The organism is Chitinophaga sp. ARDCPP14, from assembly GCF_051362515.1.
Taxonomy (GTDB): Bacteria; Bacteroidota; Bacteroidia; order Chitinophagales; family Chitinophagaceae; genus Chitinophaga.
In genome coordinates this window covers 95,409-111,935 of sequence record NZ_JBKIXB010000005.1, presented here as the reverse complement: position 1 = coordinate 111,935, position 16,527 = coordinate 95,409, and the positions used below count along the sequence as shown (strand labels likewise).

General features: G+C 47.5%; 14 protein-coding genes. 8 read left to right on the top strand and 6 right to left on the bottom strand.

Annotated features, from left to right (window positions below; genetic code table 11):
• The first annotated feature begins 10 nt into the window (after nucleotides 1–10).
• From ACLHR0_RS15550 to ACLHR0_RS15535, 4 genes are all read left to right on the top strand, one after another.
• Complete coding sequence (locus ACLHR0_RS15550) at nucleotides 11–1,132, top strand: efflux RND transporter periplasmic adaptor subunit (protein WP_370912075.1); 1,122 nt, start codon at nucleotides 11–13, stop codon at nucleotides 1,130–1,132.
• Between the two features lie 145 nt (nucleotides 1,133–1,277).
• Nucleotides 1,278–1,877, top strand: a complete 600-nt coding sequence (locus tag ACLHR0_RS15545; RefSeq protein WP_436487734.1) for a hypothetical protein — start codon at nucleotides 1,278–1,280, stop codon at nucleotides 1,875–1,877.
• 285 nt (nucleotides 1,878–2,162) lie between these two features.
• On the top strand, nucleotides 2,163–4,583 hold the full coding sequence (locus ACLHR0_RS15540; RefSeq protein WP_436487732.1) for a TonB-dependent siderophore receptor: 2,421 nt from the start codon (nucleotides 2,163–2,165) through the stop codon (nucleotides 4,581–4,583).
• A gap of 148 nt (nucleotides 4,584–4,731) precedes the next feature.
• Nucleotides 4,732–7,152 (top strand): TonB-dependent siderophore receptor, encoded by a 2,421-nt coding sequence (locus ACLHR0_RS15535; RefSeq protein ID WP_436487730.1) that lies wholly within the window; start codon nucleotides 4,732–4,734, stop codon nucleotides 7,150–7,152.
• A 222-nt stretch (nucleotides 7,153–7,374) separates the two neighbouring features.
• Here the strand turns inward: ACLHR0_RS15535 and ACLHR0_RS15530 are convergent, their stop codons facing one another.
• Complete coding sequence (locus tag ACLHR0_RS15530) at nucleotides 7,375–7,731, bottom strand: hypothetical protein (protein WP_436487728.1); 357 nt, start codon at nucleotides 7,729–7,731, stop codon at nucleotides 7,375–7,377.
• A 131-nt stretch (nucleotides 7,732–7,862) separates the two neighbouring features.
• Between ACLHR0_RS15530 and ACLHR0_RS15525 the strand changes: the two genes are divergently transcribed.
• A complete protein-coding gene (locus ACLHR0_RS15525) occupies nucleotides 7,863–10,205 on the top strand; it encodes a TonB-dependent siderophore receptor (RefSeq protein ID WP_436487726.1) in 2,343 nt (780 codons plus the stop codon).
• Nucleotides 10,206–10,264: 59 nt separating this feature from the next.
• Here ACLHR0_RS15525 and ACLHR0_RS15520 read toward each other — a convergent pair whose 3' ends face one another.
• Together ACLHR0_RS15520 and ACLHR0_RS15515 are read right to left on the bottom strand one after the other, a co-directional pair.
• Entirely contained in the window at nucleotides 10,265–11,104 is an 840-nt protein-coding gene (locus tag ACLHR0_RS15520; protein WP_429063942.1) for a sugar phosphate isomerase/epimerase family protein, read from the bottom strand.
• A gap of 98 nt (nucleotides 11,105–11,202) precedes the next feature.
• Nucleotides 11,203–11,688 carry a hypothetical protein gene (locus ACLHR0_RS15515; protein WP_436487724.1) on the bottom strand — a complete coding sequence of 162 codons (486 nt, stop codon included), beginning with the start codon at nucleotides 11,686–11,688 and terminating at the stop codon, nucleotides 11,203–11,205.
• A gap of 89 nt (nucleotides 11,689–11,777) precedes the next feature.
• Here ACLHR0_RS15515 and ACLHR0_RS15510 point away from each other — a divergent pair, with 89 nt between their 5' ends.
• From ACLHR0_RS15510 to ACLHR0_RS15500, 3 genes are all read left to right on the top strand, one after another.
• Nucleotides 11,778–12,509, top strand: coding sequence for a DUF481 domain-containing protein (locus tag ACLHR0_RS15510; protein WP_436487722.1), 732 nt, complete (start codon nucleotides 11,778–11,780; stop codon nucleotides 12,507–12,509).
• Nucleotides 12,510–12,576: 67 nt separating this feature from the next.
• The gene (locus ACLHR0_RS15505; protein WP_436487720.1) at nucleotides 12,577–13,710 is read left to right on the top strand and encodes a helix-turn-helix domain-containing protein; all 1,134 of its coding nucleotides are present in this window, start codon (nucleotides 12,577–12,579) and stop codon (nucleotides 13,708–13,710) included.
• 73 nt (nucleotides 13,711–13,783) lie between these two features.
• Nucleotides 13,784–14,953 (top strand): serine hydrolase domain-containing protein, encoded by a 1,170-nt coding sequence (locus tag ACLHR0_RS15500; protein WP_436487718.1) that lies wholly within the window; start codon nucleotides 13,784–13,786, stop codon nucleotides 14,951–14,953.
• Nucleotides 14,954–14,960: 7 nt separating this feature from the next.
• Here ACLHR0_RS15500 and msrB read toward each other — a convergent pair whose 3' ends face one another.
• The 3 genes from msrB to ACLHR0_RS15485 all read right to left on the bottom strand — a co-directional run bounded on the left by msrB (nucleotide 14,961) and on the right by ACLHR0_RS15485 (nucleotide 16,525).
• Nucleotides 14,961–15,479: a peptide-methionine (R)-S-oxide reductase MsrB gene (msrB, locus tag ACLHR0_RS15495; protein ID WP_370912085.1), complete on the bottom strand. Its 519-nt coding sequence runs from the start codon at nucleotides 15,477–15,479 to the stop codon at nucleotides 14,961–14,963.
• A gap of 112 nt (nucleotides 15,480–15,591) precedes the next feature.
• Complete coding sequence (locus tag ACLHR0_RS15490; RefSeq protein WP_436487716.1) at nucleotides 15,592–15,975, bottom strand: DUF302 domain-containing protein; 384 nt, start codon at nucleotides 15,973–15,975, stop codon at nucleotides 15,592–15,594.
• The gene (locus ACLHR0_RS15485; protein ID WP_436487715.1) at nucleotides 15,962–16,525 is read right to left on the bottom strand and encodes a carboxymuconolactone decarboxylase family protein; all 564 of its coding nucleotides are present in this window, start codon (nucleotides 16,523–16,525) and stop codon (nucleotides 15,962–15,964) included. Before ACLHR0_RS15485 ends, ACLHR0_RS15490 begins: the two co-directional genes overlap by 14 nt.
• Between the last annotated feature and the right edge of the window lie 2 nt (nucleotides 16,526–16,527).

Here is a 16,527-nt window from a genome sequence, read left to right as displayed (position 1 = left end):
AATATACTATATGAACAGCGGTTTCCGTATTACATTTCCTTTATTGTCAGCGATGGTGATCATCGCAGGACTGTACAGTTGCAGTACCTCCGGCGCCAAAGAGGGAAAAGACACATCCGCCATTGCAGCAGCGCCCACTGTTGAAGTTTTCTCCCTGACACAGGGCAGCTTGTCTTCTTCTATACAAATTCCCGGAGAGCTGATTGCTTTCCAGCAGGTAGATCTTTATGCCAAAGTGAGCAGTTTTATTAAAAAGATGAGTGTGGATGTGGGCAGTGAAGTATCTGCCGGTCAGTTGCTGGCTACCATGGAAGCCCCGGAAATCAATTCGCAGCTCTCCGGCGCTGAATCCAGGTTAAAGTCGCAGGAAGCGATCTATTTGTCCAGCAAAGCCACCTACGACCGCCTGCTGGAAACCAGCAAAACCCCGGGTACCGTGTCACAGAATGACCTGGACCTGGCCTTTGCCCGGCAGAAATCCGACCTGGCCCAGCTCGACGCTGCCAAAGCCGCGCACCGTGAAGTAGGGGATAACCGCAACTACCTCGAGATACGCGCGCCTTTCAGCGGGGTGATCACTGCGCGTAACGTAAGCGCCGGCGCCTATGTGGGACCTTCCGGAAAAGGTTCTGAAATGCCCATCTTCACCTTACAGGAACAAAAGAAACTCAGGTTAGTGGTAAGCGTGCCGGAAGCCTATACCAGTTATCTCACCAACCAGAGCGAAGTGGCTTTTAAAGTACGATCCCTGAACAATAAGGAATTTAAAGGAAAAGTGATCCGCCTCGCCGGTGCGCTGGACCGCAAACTCCGTTCCCAGCATATTGAAATTGACGTAGCCAATAATGATAAAACGTTATTGCCCGGTATGGTGGCAGAAGTAGCCATTCCACTCACCGGTAATGCCAACAATTTCCTGGTGCCTTCCTCTGCCGTCCTCAATTCCACCACCGGTGTATACGTGGTGAAAATACAGGATAAAAAGACGAAATGGGTACCGGTAACTACCGGTCGCAGTGAAAACGGTAAAACCGAAGTGTTTGGAGAGCTGAACGCCGGCGATACCCTGGTGGCTACCGCCACAGAAGAAGTACGGAACGATGCACCCGCCCCTAATGTAAAAGTTAAGTAGATAGATAGTGGATGAAAGAGAAAAGTCATTCCCGCAAGGGGGTGGCTTTTTTTATTTAGCCAGGAGGTAGATTAACAAAAAAAAGCATTCTAATGTCTTATCTTCATTAAGATAATCCCTTCATCATTAAACCCCCAAAAACCTCATGGAAGCACATAATCTGGAAAGTTCTGTTCCCCAAGCCCGGCCTATCTGGCAAAAAATTATTAATGCTATCGGTGGTAATCAAAAGTTTTTCTGGACTACATTCTGGTTACTCGTGGCCTTTTTAATCCTGCTCACGCCTTTGTTCTATGCCAACCTGGTTGGTAAACTGTATCTTGCGCCGGCCTTTCTCTGGGCATTTGCCTTTCTAATGATAGGCGCAGTTACGGGTTTTATTTTTGGTGTGCCTACTATTATTACCAGCGGCCTGCCTACTGCTGCTGATGCGCAGCAACGAACGCTGACAGACAATAAAAAGGCCGAAAAAATAGTACAGGCGAATACTAATCTCACACAAATATCGGATTGGCTAACCAAAGTGATCATCGGAGCGGGGTTGGTTGAGTTGTCGAAAATACCAGGTTTTATCGAGAACGTATCAATAAAAATGGCTAAGGGAATGATGGTGCCTGGTGTAGTAAATAGCGAGGCATTTGCAGCAGTTTTCTCCGGCGCTATTATGGTACTTTTCTTAAGTTTTGGATTCATCTGCGGTTACCTGGTTATGCGGATTGTATTGACCGAAATTTTTAGTGATTAACTTAAAGCACCTGCTTAATTGAAAGCTATAAATAATTAATTATCATTTATTAAGATTGGGGAGATAAAGCAGTGATATCTGCTTTATCTCCCCAAATCATTTAAATAAAAATCAAAAAAGTAAATCCGGCAAATCAGCATAATCGGCGTAATCAGTGAGAAAGACAACCTCCGCTGAATTTTTCCCGATTGCGTAAATCAAATTCCGTATCCGTCTGCCTCAGCATATCACATGCCCCGAACTTTGCGGCTGCAAATTTTAGGGAACCAGACAATGGACAAAGCTATGATAAGGGAATTTTTAAAAAGAACAGCATGGTGTTTACTGTTCCTGACAACAATTGTATCCGGCACTTTATCCGCCGAGGAAATAGACAACGGTGGCAGTATAAAGGGACTCGTCACCACATCAGATAACAAGCCGGCGCCGGGAGTGGTAGTAGTTTTGAAAGGCACTAAGAAAACAACCCTCACAGACGATAACGGTACTTATTTACTTCGCAATATCACCCCGGGAAATTATACTATCCAGGTATCACTCACAGGATATGAAACCAGCAGTCAGCAGGTAACTGTTGAAAAAGATAAAGCTATTACTGTGGATCTTCAGCTGAATATTTCCGAGAAGAACCTGAATGAAGTAGAGGTGACTGCCTCCCGGAACAAGTATACCAAAAGAAGCAGCGAATATGTGGCAAAACTGCCCTTAAAGAATATTGAAAATCCGCAGGTATACAGCGTTATTTCCAGCGAGCTGATCAAAGACCAGGTGGTAACCCGTTATGAGGATGCGCTGAACAATGCGCCCGGTATCAGCAAATTATGGTCCTCCACCGGTCGCGATGGCGATGGCGCTGGTTATTACTCGCTTCGTGGCTTCGCGGTGCAGCCTACGCTGGTAAACGGCCTGCCCGGCTTAACCAACGGCGGCCTGGATGTAGCCAACGTAGAAAGGATTGAAGTAGTGAAAGGCCCTTCCGGTACGTTGTACGGCAGCTCCGTAATTTCTTACGGCGGTTTGATCAACACCGTTACTAAAAAACCTTATGACCACTTCGGCGGAGAAATCAGCTATACCGGCGGCAGCTATGGCCTCAACCGCCTGACGGCTGATATCAATACCCCGCTGGATAAAGATAATAAAGTGTTGTTGCGCGTAACTGGTGCTTATCACGATGAAAACAGTTTCCAGGATGCGGGCTTCGTGAAGAAACGCTTCATTGCGCCGTCGCTTACCTACCGTGCGAGCGACCGCCTTACGCTGATGCTGAATACCGAATTCCTTTCTTCAGAAAGTACCAACCCTACCATGCTGTTCCTCGACCGTGGTACTGCCTTGTTTGCAAAGAACCTGCAGGAGCTGGGCTATGATAACAAACGCTCTTATACCAGCAATAACCTCAGCATTAAAACGCCTACCTCCAGTGTGCAGGCACAGGCGATCTATAAATTATCCGATACCTGGACCTCGCAAACCATTGTGTCAAGAGGAACCGCCAAATCAGACGGATACTATTCCTACCTGTATGAAGGCTCTGCAGCTATGCCGGGCTTCCCCAATATTTCGCCTACTTTTGCCAGGTATATCAGCTATCAGAACGGTAGTACCAACACTACTGATATCCAGCAAAACTTTACGGGCGACTTTAAGATCGGGCAGTTCCGTAACAGACTCGTAGCGGGCCTGGATTATTTCAGCCGTAAAACACAGGGCAACAGTACCGGGTATGTGATGAATGGACTGATAGATATGGCCGGTAACGACAACGGCATCCTTTCAAGGCAGCACACCGACTCACTGCTGAACGCTACCTCAGTGGATAATTCTAACCTTACACAGGAAACATACAGCGCTTATGTGTCGGATGTATTCAACATTCTGCCCAGCTTATCGGTAATGGCCAGTTTGCGGGTAGACCATTTTAAAAATGGGGGTCTTACTGCCGGCACCAATGAGAAATACGAACAAACTGCCCTGTCGCCTAAGTTCGGTATCGTGTACCAGCCTATCCTGAATACATTGTCTGTTTTCGCCAACTATATGAATGGTTTCACCAACAGCGCACCAAGACAACGTCCCAGCGATAATGTATGGCAAACTTTCCGTCCTGAGCAAGCCAATCAAATGGAAGGTGGTGTGAAAGTAAACCTGTTGGGTGGTATGATCACAGGTTCTGTGAGCTATTATGATATCAAAGTGAAAGATATCATTATGCAAATAGGCGGTGGTCCTACAGCCAGCTTTACACAAGGCGGCGAAAGAACCAGCCGCGGCGTGGAAGCAGAGGTAGTGGCTAACCCGGTAGCGGGTTTGAATATCACCGGAGGCTATAGCTACAACGACAGCAAGTTCGTTAAAACAGATAATAAAGATTACGAAGGCAGACGTCCCGAAGAAGCCGGACCTAAAAACCTGGCGAACCTCTGGGTTACGTACAAATTCCAGGATGGTCCGGTGAAAGGCTTTGGTATCGGATTCGGCGGCAACTATGCCAGCGAAAACATGATCCTGAACAGGCTTACCACAGGCGTATTCACGTTGCCATCCTACACCGTGTTAAATGGTTCCCTGTTTTATAACACCAACAAATTTAATGTAGCCTTCAAACTCGATAACATCGGTAATAAAGAATACTACAAAGGCTGGAGCACTATTGAGCCTCAAATGCCAAGACGTTTTTCCGGAAACGTAACGTTTAAGTTCTAAAGCCAATTCTAAATAAGAAAAGGAGAGGGTGTCCGGAAGGGCATCCTCTTTTTTGCGTGGTTACCAACAAAATTTTCCCGATTGCGTAAACTTTTCCCTTTTCGTCGCCGGACCTTTGCGGAAGTTTTAATCAACCAGTTTAATGTAGATGAACAGATTTCTATTATTTATAGGTACCCTTTTGTGTTCAGCAGCAGCATACGCGCAGAACGGCACCATCCATGGTACGGTAACCACCAGCGACGGCCATCCGGCTATTAATGTTACCATCAGCGTAGAGCGCACCAAACTAGGTAGCATCAGCAACGAAAAAGGTGAATACTCCATCAAAAATATTAAACCGGGTAACTGGACGCTGCGCATCACCTCTGTTGGCTCCGCTACCCAGTTAAAAGAAGTGACTGTAGCCCCCGGACAAACGCAGCAACTGAACTTCACCCTCAACGAAAGCGCTGCCCAGTTGAGCGAAGTAACGGTTTCGTCACGCAACATGAACCGGGAAAGCAGGGCAGTGGCTAAGATGCCGCTCAAAAACCTGGAGAATCCCCAGGTATATAATGCTGTTTCCACCGAGATCATGAAGCAACAAGGCATTACTACCTACGACGATGTAATGCGCAATGTTCCGGGGATCTTCCAAACGTGGCAGTCGACCGGGAGAGCCGGCGACGGCGCTTCTTATTTCGCCCTCCGTGGTTTCGATGCACAGCCATCACTGATCAACGGCCTCCCTGGTCTTACCAGCGGCAACCTTGATCCCGCTGATGTGGAAGAAGTGCAGGTGATGAAAGGCCCTTCCGGCACGCTTTTCGGCGGCAGTTTTTATAGTTACGGCGGTATGATCAATACCATCACCAAAAAACCTTACTATGGCTTCGGTGGTGAAGTGGGCTACAGCGTCGGCAGCTTCGGCCTCAACCGGGTTACGGCAGACGTAAATACCCTTCTCAGCAAAAAGCAAAAGATCGCCATGCGGCTCAATGCGGCCTATACTTCCGAAAACTCTTTCCAAAACGCAGGCTTCCGGAAAAGCTTCTTTATTGCGCCGTCTTTCTCCTACGAAGTAAATGACCGTCTCTCGTTCCAGGTGATGGCCGAAATACTCCAGGAAAAAAGAGCTGTACCACCGGTGTTCTTTCACTCCGATCGTGCTGCTCCACTCGATTTCAAAAATATCGACGAGCTTAATCTCAACGTGAAGGAATCATTCACCAGCAACGAACTTACTATTAAAAATCCCCGGATAAACTTCCAGGCGCAAATGCTGTATAAGCTTTCCGGCAAATGGACTTCCCAGACCGTTGTTTCCGGTGGCAGGGTACAATCCGACGGTGTGTATACCTATATGTGGGACCAGGACCCGGGGGATAAATGGTTTGGCCAGGATTTTCACATTGAAGATCAAACCACCAAAACCATCGATATACAACAAAACTTCAACGGCGATTTCAAGATTGGCGGACTGCGTAACCGCCTGCTGATCGGGGTTGATTACTTCCGCCGCAACGTGGTGGATAAAGGGTCGGGCTGGGCAACCGGCAGGAACGTAAGTCCGCAGGGCGACGTTACCGACTATACAGACCCGTCTAACGAAGAAGTACATCCTGCGGTGCCCCTTACAAAAGATGCGGTATATGCACTGCTCGCAGGCACCGAAGGCAGCAACACGAATGTTACCAACAGCATCTACAGCGCTTATGTATCCGATGTACTGAATATTACGCCGGCGTTCATTGCGATGGTAAGTCTCCGGGCCGACTACTTCGATTCCAAAGGCGATAAAAACGCCACTGATGATGACGGCTACAGCCAGTTTGCCTTATCGCCTAAGTTAGGATTGGTATACCAGGTGGTACCAGATAAGGTATCCGTTTTCGGTAGCTATATGAACGGCTTCTTCAACGTATCTCCGTCTTCTGTTTATGATACAGATGGAAATTACCAGCGCACGCAATCGTTCAAGCCGGAACATGCCAACCAGTTCGAGTTTGGAGTGAAAACAGACATCTTCGCAGATAAATTGTACGCCACGTTATCGGTATATGATATTAAAGTAGGCAACAAAGTGGTGCCCGATAGCAAAAACCCGATGAACTCTACCCAGGGTGGTAAATTCGGCAGCAGGGGATTTGAAATAGATCTGAACGCCCACCCTTTACAACAACTGAACATCATTGCCGGCTACAGCTACAACCATACAAAAGTACTGGAAGGGAATAAGGATGATTTCTACAGTGAGCCAGGCAGAGCACCAGGAGGACAAGGACCACAGAACCTCGCCAACCTCTGGGCCACCTACCGGTTTGCCAGCGGAACGCTGAAGAACCTGGGCATCGGCGCCGGAGGCAACTATGCCAGCCGGTACAAAGTGATAGACAACAGCAAAACAGGCGCGTTCTACTTACCAAGTTATGCGCTGCTGAACGCCGGCGTCTTTTACAATGCAAAACATTTCAGGGTATCCTTCAACGTGAATAACATCACCAACACCGTTTACTACACGGGCTACTGGTCCGTAAACCCTCAAAAGCCGCGGAACTTCGCGGGTAGTGTTGCCCTCAAATTCTAGGCGGAGATTGTCGCGGAGGTTGTCTGAAGCACTGATTACGCTGATTTTACTGATTTACTTTTTTTGATTTTTATAGGATTTAAAGATAATGGGAGATGAAAGCAAAGTTTGCCTTCTGTCTCCCATTATTTTTTAGTAGAAATCAAAAAGTAAAATCAAAAAGTAAAATCAAAAAAAGTAAATCAGTAAAATCAGCGTAATCAGTGCTTCAGACAACCTCCGCTACAATCTTCGCTCCGTGGTATCGGCCGGTGGCGCCTTATCTTCGGCTTCTACGAGCCATTGGGTGAATTTGTATTTTGGGAGTATTTCGCTCAGTTTTTTCTTCAGCCACTTGGAAACTATTTCAAAAACAATAAAGCCGATCACGATGGAGATGGTCCATTCCATGGTGTTGTAGGTGTGTTTGTCTACCACAGTTTTATGGGCGGTGAGGCCCCATAAGTTCCGGATGCTGCGGGTGGTGAAATAATGGGATACCAGGCGGGTAGAGGCCATTCCGATCACAAATCCTAAAAAGTTGCCCACGTAATTATTGTAAATGTATTCCAGGAATTTTCTGATAAGCTTAATTTTCATGTAAGGGATCTTTGCCTGCAAACTAATATCAAAATGCGGGTAATATTTCTTTTCTGATAAATATTTTTCCGGAATGTTAAAATGATGCAGTTGCCGCCGGGGTATCTTTGCGAAAATTTTCGCATCCAACCATGAAGAAATTGCTATACTGCCTGATATTATTACTGCCACTGTACGCATTCTCCAATACAGAAACTGATTTAGGGACTATAAAAGGAATAATAACTACCAGCGATAACCAAACTGCGGCATCGGTAACCGTGGTGATAAAAGGAACATCGAAGAGCGCTATTACAGGACCAGATGGCACTTTCACCATTCACCGCGTACCTGCGGGCGCCTGGCAGCTGGAAATTTCGCTGATTGGATACCAGACGCTTACACAAAACGTAACCGTGGAAAAGGGCCGTACAACAGACGTATCGCTGCGGTTGGAATTGTCTGATACGCAGCTGCGGGAAATTGTTGTTAATACGAACCGTAACAGGTTTGTTGATAAGAATACGGACCAGGTAGCACGGCTTCCGCTGAAGAACCTCGAAAATCCGCAGGTATACCAAACGGTAGGCAAAGCCCTGATGCAGGAGCAACTGATCACGGAGCGTACAGACATTTACCGGAATATTCCCGGCGCAGTGCCTAATTTCGCCGTAGGCGGTTCCCAGGGCATGACTATACGCGGTTTTTCCAATGCCACGGGTATGCGGAATGGAATGGTGACCAGTGCGATTGTGCCTTTGAACCCGGCTATCCTGGAAAGCGTAGAAGTAATCAAAGGACCTTCCGGTACCTTGTTTGGCAGTAACCGCAACATCACCTTCGGCGGACTTTATAACTACGTCACCAAAAAACCATATGATCATTTTGGCGGAAACGTGAGCTTTACCGGCGGTAGCTTTGAGTTTGCACGCTTTACCGCTGATATCAACACCCCGTTGAATGACGAGCACACCATGCTGTTCAGGCTCAATGCTGCCGGTCAAACAGAAGGCTCTTTCCAGGATCAGGGATATGCTAAAAATTATACGATTGCGCCGAGTTTCTCTTACCAGGTGAATGACCGGTTGAAGTTCCTGGTAGATGTGGACATCACCAGGGGCAACTTCGCCACCGGCACCTATGCGGTAAACGATTTCAAAAATGTGACAGCCAGGAGTTTTAAAGATCTTAAAATTGGGTATAAGCGGTCGTATATCAATAACGGCGCGGATATCAGTAATGGGATCAATAATATACAAGGCAGGATAGAATACAAAATATCAAATGCCTGGACTTCCCAAACCAATTACCTGTTTTCAGAAGGCTTCTATAAACATTTTTACTGGACCAACATGACCCTGCTTACCGATTCTACTATGGCGCGCAGCGTCAGGAATCAAAAGCCGGAAACTTTTGGGAACATTCAGCTGCAACAGAATTTCGTGGGCGATTTCAACATCGCGTCGTTGCGGAACCGGCTGGTGATTGGTATCGACTATAACTATAATTATAATAGCCTGAACCGCGTTACGGTCAACTATGACGTTGTTAATATCAATCAGCCTGTGAAAGAACTGAATGCTGGTTTGATTGATGACCTGTCTTATCAGAAAGGATTTTCAGCTACCCGTACCAAATCCAACAGCTACAGCGTGTATGCTTCTGATGTACTCAATATCACCCCGGCGCTGATGGCTATGCTGAGCCTGCGTGTGGACCGGTTTACCACCAGCGGTACTTACACCGTTGCCACAGGAAAATATGCCGGTGATTATAACCAGACTTCCTTGTCGCCCAAGCTGGGTATCGTATACCAGGTCGTAAAAGACAAGGTATCATTGTTTGCCAATTATATGAACGGTTTTGTAAATCTGGCGCCGCTTGTGCAGCCGGACAATACGATCCTGAACCTGAAGCCCCAGAAAGGCGACCAGTGGGAAGGTGGTGTAAAGGTGGAGCTGCTGGACAACAAATTAAGCGGTTCCGCCAGTTATTATAACATTGACGTAACCAATGTTACCCGGACGGAGATCGTGGACGGTAAAACTTTTATGTTCCAGGATGGTACGCAACGCAGCAAGGGATATGAGCTGGAACTGGCCGCCAATCCCGTAACAGGACTGAACATTGTTGCTGGTTATGCCCATAACGAGAACAGGTATACGAAAGCGTCTCCTGCTTTGCAGAATAAGCTGATCGCAGGCAGCCCTAAAGAGGTAGCCAACATCTGGGTAAGTTATCATATGCATTCTGGAAAGATGAAGGGGTTGGGCTTTGGCGCCGGTGGGAATTATGTCAGTGACTCCTGGTTTGAATCCAGCAACACTTTCCTTTTGCCGGGATATACCCTGTTGAGTGCTTCTGTATTTTATGATCAACCGAAATACCGGCTGGCACTGAAAGGCAATAATCTCTTAAATGAAAAGTACTGGGATACCAATGGTATTGCGCAAAAGCCGGTGAACATCCTGGCAAGCGTAACTTTAAAGTTCTAAAAAAAAGCAGGTTGCCGGAAGAGATACTTCCGGCAACCTGCATCAATAAATGTACATGATCAGCTGTTAACCGTGCTGATCACGCCTCTGAAAAACCCGGCCGATTCGGCAATGCCCGGCAACGGATCACTCATATCTTTTTCAAACTCCAGGCTGCATACGCCCGCGTAATTGATTTTCTCCAGTGCCGTTACCAGCTTTTTGAAATCAATGGCGCCGCGGCCCAGTTCGATGGCTTTGCCATCTTTGACTGCCGCTGAAATATCTTTAATATGCAGATCGAAGATCCTGTTTTTATAGGCCAGGATGGCTTTGGACGGTTCTTCTCCGGCGCGGGCGGCATGACCTATATCCAGGCAGAGGCCCAGGCGGGCATCCCTGTTTTTAATAAGGTCGTAGGCGTTTTTAGGGCCGGGATAGAGCTTGTCTTCCGGACCGTGATTGTGTACCGCCAGGCGGATATTATATTCTTTGATCTTTTTTTCAGTATAATCCAGCAGTTCGGGATTGGGCACGCCTACAATCAAGGGAACGCCTACACGTTTAGCGTAATCGAATGCTTCATCTACTGCTTTTTCTGTTTTCATGTAGATAACGCCTACTGCATATACGTTAATACCAGCCGCAGAAAATTTACCCAGTACTTCCTTTATTTTTTCCGGAGAACTGTTTAAGGGAAGATGAATATCTTTTACAGAGATGTTTTTGATATTCACCCGGTTCATCATGGCGATGGCCTGGTCGAGGTCAAATTTGGCAAAGGTGTAACCCGCCATCCCGATGGGCAGCAGCGCTTTCTTTGCCGGGCCGGCAGCAGTGGCGGCAACGGTGAAGGGCGCCATAGTAGTGGCTGCCATGCCGAGCGCTGTCTGAAGCAGGAAATTTCTTCTTGATGACATATGTAGATTGTTTACGTGGTTTTTAGCAAAATGTAGTGGCCCGAAAAATGTGCTCCGGCGGTATCATGGGCTAAGATCTCTAAAAAACTTTGTTTTTTTTAGTGTTTTTTCTGAAAGTGCCTGGTGATTCCCCAAACAAAATGACCAACAAAAATTAACTGTGTTGCCAAAAAAAGCAGGATCAGCCAACGGTAAATAAGTTCAGCGGTTTGTATGTAGTGTATTGCCTGCCCGACCGAAGCGGGGGAGTCGTTCTGCCCGGTATTTTTATACAAATTATCATAGTGGTGAACAATTACGGTAACAGACAATAATAGCAGTAAGGTTAGCAATATGTGCGTCCATGTTAGCGCCCGGTTTGGGAGGAAGCGCATTAAACCGGCATATAGCCCGGCGGCGACTATAAAGCAAAAAGAGATCAGCCAGTAAATCAGGTAGGTGGATATAATGAGCATGGTATCGTGCACGTGGATGTCCGTCATTTGATGGCGGATAAAAAAGGAATAGATGATCAGCACAATGGCAGTTAACAGGAACAACAGGTAAGGGCGTTGTTGAAGAGATAGTATCAATCTTTTCATCATGACGATATTAATATTATAAATATACGGATTCCCTGCATATGTTCAGGCACGTTAATTGCGGCGCCCGAAGCGCACCTAAGCACCTGTTCATGAAGAGATTAGTTTTACTATGGATGGCATTGTTTTACGGCTTAAGCTCCAGCGCCCAGTTCAGCGACTCGGTGCATTACTACGTTAAATACGCTTCCACGGGATCGGTGAATATGACTAACGATGGTAATTCGTACCTGCTCAATAATAATGTAGGCTTTAAGATCAGTAAAAAGAGAATGAATCTGAACATGGGCGCCAGCTATGTGTATGGAAAGCAGGACCACGACATCACCAATAATGACGTTTCTACCGCACTGGATTTTAATATTTACCGGGGAGAAAAGAAGGTGTATTTCTGGGGACTGGCCAACTACGATAAAAGTTATTCCTTAAAGATCAACGATCGCTTCCAGGGCGGCGGCGGCGCAGCTTACGACGTTATTAAACGTAAGAACGCCACGCTCAACCTGAGTGATGGGCTCCTGTTTGAAAACAGCGACCTTATTCTGCACGATACGATCCCTGATGTGTATCATACCTTCCGGAATTCCTTCCGGGTATATTATAAATGGGTGATCAAGGATGTTATTGTGCTGGAAGGCTCCAATTTTTTGCAAAACTCCCTGTCCCACGGCAACGACTATATCATTAAATGCAATAATGCCCTTTCCGTGAAACTCCGTTCCTGGCTGGCCATCACGGCGGCCATGACCTATAATAAGCTAAACCGTACCGACCGCGAAAACCTGTTGATGAATTATGGTCTCACTATAGAGAAATATTTCTAGCCGGGTTTGGTTAAACAGTTCCCGGCAGGAAGCATATTTTATCTTATTTTGGTAGGGAATTGGCACTATGGAGCGTTTATTCCAAACAGTTATCTTACTGGGGGTAGTCCAGGGTTTTATTGCAGGCGGACTACTGTTTTTCTCCACCAGGAAACGGGTGGCGAACCGCTTTTTAGCAGGGTTGATCTTCCTGCTCAGTATGGCCAGTTTTTGTTTGTGCGGTTCCTATTATCACTGGTTCGACGTTCCGCTGCTCAATTTGCTGTCGCAATTACTACCGCTCATTGTGATAATGCCCGTGGGGCCGCTGATGTATTTTTACATACAATCTTTTTGTGATCCGGAATTTACGCTCACACGGCAACGGCGGAGGCATTTCTGGCCGGTGGTCATCGACCTCGGAGCGCCCGTTGCAGCTATCGTATTTGTGGCAGGTGTGTTAACAGGTGTATTGAAGAATAACCCGCAGCCGTGGGGCATCTTTATAGATACTTACAATGTATATTCAGATATTCCACGATGGATATCGCTGGCCATTTATACGGGGTTGTCTTTTAAATTCCTGGCGGTATATAAAAGCAATCGCCCGGCTGACGCCGGCCTGCGCTGGCTGCAGCAGCTCACCTGGCTGTTTGCCGGCTTCCTCACTATCTGGCTGGTATACCTGGTGCCGTATATTATTCCCCGTTATACCGACGTGATACTCGATAAATTTGACTGGTATCCTATTTATGTACCTGTTACTATCCTGATTTACTGGCTGGGTATTAAGGGATATATTATTTCTTACCAGGAAATGGTAACGGCTAAGAAAGCTGAAACGATATTGCCGGAATCGACTACCACGCCTGCAGTATTGTTGCTGAAAAAAGCGATGGAAGAAGACCGGTTATTTCTGAATGCGGCCCTTACGCTGCAAATGGTGGCCAAACATACCGGTTTACCGCCAAAAACTATTTCGGCGGTATTGAACCAGCATCTTCATAAAAATTTTAATGAGTATGTAAACGGCTACCGTATTAACCTGTTCAAAGAAAAATTGTTACAGGAGGATGCTGACCAATTAACTTTCGCTGGCATTGCATATGATTGCGGATTTTCTTCACCTGCTACTTTCCAGCGGGTGTTTAAGCAATTCACGGGCATGTCGCCCTCCGAATTCCGGAAAAGTGCGCATGAAGCACAAAAAGCGGTGCTTTAATTTGTCTCAAATCCGGATATGAGTAGGTGAGAATGCTGTAAACAGGGAGCTTTGCCATTAAAAAATAACCCGGATGGCATCTCGCTCAACTTTTTCGTTCTACGCATTTTTGATGATCGTTTTTTTATTATTGGGTTGCCGCACTACCCGGCCGGCACAAAAGGTTGCAGCGGTCACCTCCCGTGATACCGTGTGGAGTGCTGCAGCAATATCCCGTTTTGAAAAGAAACTGGAACATCTCCGGGAAAAATACCATATCCCTGGGTTGTCGGTGGGCGTGGTAAATGAACAAAAGCTGGTATGGAAAAAAGGCTTTGGCTACGCCGACCTGGAGCAACAAACGGCGCCGGATGAAAATACCGTTTACCAGGTGGCTTCGGTTACCAAAACGTTTGGTTCCATTATTCTCATGCAGCAGGTACAGGCCGGGAAGGTAAGCCTGGATGATCCTATCGGCAAATACGGAATCAACCTGGGCGCCCGCTGGGGTAGTGATCCACGGATCAAAATAAAGCACCTGCTTACCCATACCGCGATGGGCAACATGTTTAACAGCTATAAGCCTGGTTATGTGTTCCGCTATAACGGCAATTGGTATAATCAACTGGGGAAGGTAATTGCGCAATCGTCGGGGCATAGTTTCGGTGAGTTGCTGATGGAGCAGATCATTACGCCGTTGTCGCTGGAAAATACAGTACCGAGTACAGACGACAGCCTGAACTTCACGTTAACCGGTTATGATAAAGCGGCATTCATGCAGCGGGTAGCGAGGCCGTACGACTGGAAGCACCAGCAGTGGCAGCCTGTTACTTTTTCGTATGGTTTTGGCCCGGCGGCGGGTATAATGAGCAATGTGGCCGACCTGGCGGTTTATTCTACTGCTATTGATAAGAAAATGTTCCTGGCAGACAGCACCTGGGAGAAAGTGTTCACGCCTTATGTTACCCCCAAAGGTAAAACCATCCAGTATGGACTGGGATGGTATGTAAAGTATTACAAAGGCATAAAAGTGGTGTGGCATACCGGCTGGTGGACCGGCTATTCAGCCCTGTTTGTGAAGATTCCGGAGAGGGATCTGACATTTATTGTACTGGCCAATTCCCAGGATCTGAGCCGGCCTTTCTATCACATTGTGAAACCTTTGCCGGGGATCGGGATGTTTAATCCTTTCCGGCGCAATCTGAACAAAACACTGCGGGCTTCCGCATTTGGGGAAGCTTTCCTGGATCAGTTCCTGGAGTGAATCCGGGTTAATGTGCGCCCGGATCGGGCTCAAAGTCCAGTGATACAGAGTTCATGCAAAACCTTTTGTGCGTAGGAGGGGGGCCGTCGTCAAAGATATGCCCGAGGTGCGAGCCGCAACGTTCGCAGATCACTTCCGTCCTTTGCATGCCAAAGGAATTATCTTCCTTGTAGATCACGCTGTTGGCTTTGAGTGGTTCAAAAAAACTGGGCCAGCCGCAGGTGCTGGCAAATTTGGCATCTGACCTGAACAAAGGATTGCCGCAAACCGCACAATAGTAACTGCCTTTCACCTCGGAATCCCAGTATTTGCCCGTAAATGCCCGTTCAGTGGCATTTTCCCTGGCGACGGCGTAGAGGTCGGACGGCAATATTTTTTTCCATTCTGCATTAGTAATATGCAGTTTCCGTGTATCCGTTCTGGAGTAGTAAGGATTTTTCACTGGCGCTTGTTTATTGTCGCTGTTCTGGCTATGGCAGGCAATCTGTGTAGCCAGGATCAGTGTTAAAAGAAATATTATTCTCATCTCGCTAAAAAATACTGGTGAATAATACAATAACCCAAAATTACCGCTTTAAATCCGTAATAAAGACGGCTATCCTGTTAGTCGGATGAGCCGCCTTTTCCTTACACAGTCTTTAAAATAAATGTGCCAATACCTTTTCCATTGCTGTTTGCAGCCGGGTGCGGAGAGGCGCCAGCCCGCGGTAGCCCTGGAGGTGCAGTGCAGGGTCAAAGTAGCTTACTGCCGTGGTGTTTTCACCGGTTTCCCGCAATACCAGTTTAAGGGGCGCCTCTATCACTGCTTCGGGGTCATTTTCGAGCAACGACTGCATATATACCGGGTGGAAAAACAACAGCTGGCGGACGGGCGCGGTGGTGATGCCATGACTGGCCAGTATGGCCTGGGGGTTAATTTCGTGCAGCAGCAGGAAGCCGCTGCTGGTAATGGCTTCCCTGGCGCTCCCCAACAACTCGTTAAAAGGTTTGTGGACGGTAACGGTGATGTTATTCGTTTTCATGAACAGCGGGTTTTAGAGGCGTTACCACTTCAGGCCAGTCGACTTCCGTGCCGGCTACTACGTTGAGATAGTTGGTGAAGATATTTCTTACCACGTTGGCAATGATTTCCAGGATGGCGCCATCGGTGTAACCGGCCGCGCGGAGTGTGCTGACATTGGCTTCCGACAGGCTTTGGGGGGTGGCGAGCAGCTGCCGGGCGAACTGCATGGCGGCATCCGTTTTTTCGTCAGCCGCTTTCATTTCCCGCGCATCGCGGATGTCTGCTGCTGTTAAGCCGGTACGGGCGCCGAGGTAGCTGTGGGCCGACAGGCAATAGCTGCACCCGTTATATTCCGCGGCGGCGAGGGCAATCCTTTCCGCCAGGGCGTTGCCGATACTTCCTTTGCGGAGTGCGTTGCTGAATTGTACGTAGGCTTCGAGTACGGCGGGCGATTGGGCCATCACGCCGTACATGTTGGGAATGCGGCCCAGTGAGCGGGCTACCTGTTCCAGTACCGGCTTTGCCTCCGGTGCGGCCGTTGCTGCTGATAAGACAGGAATTGTATTCATGA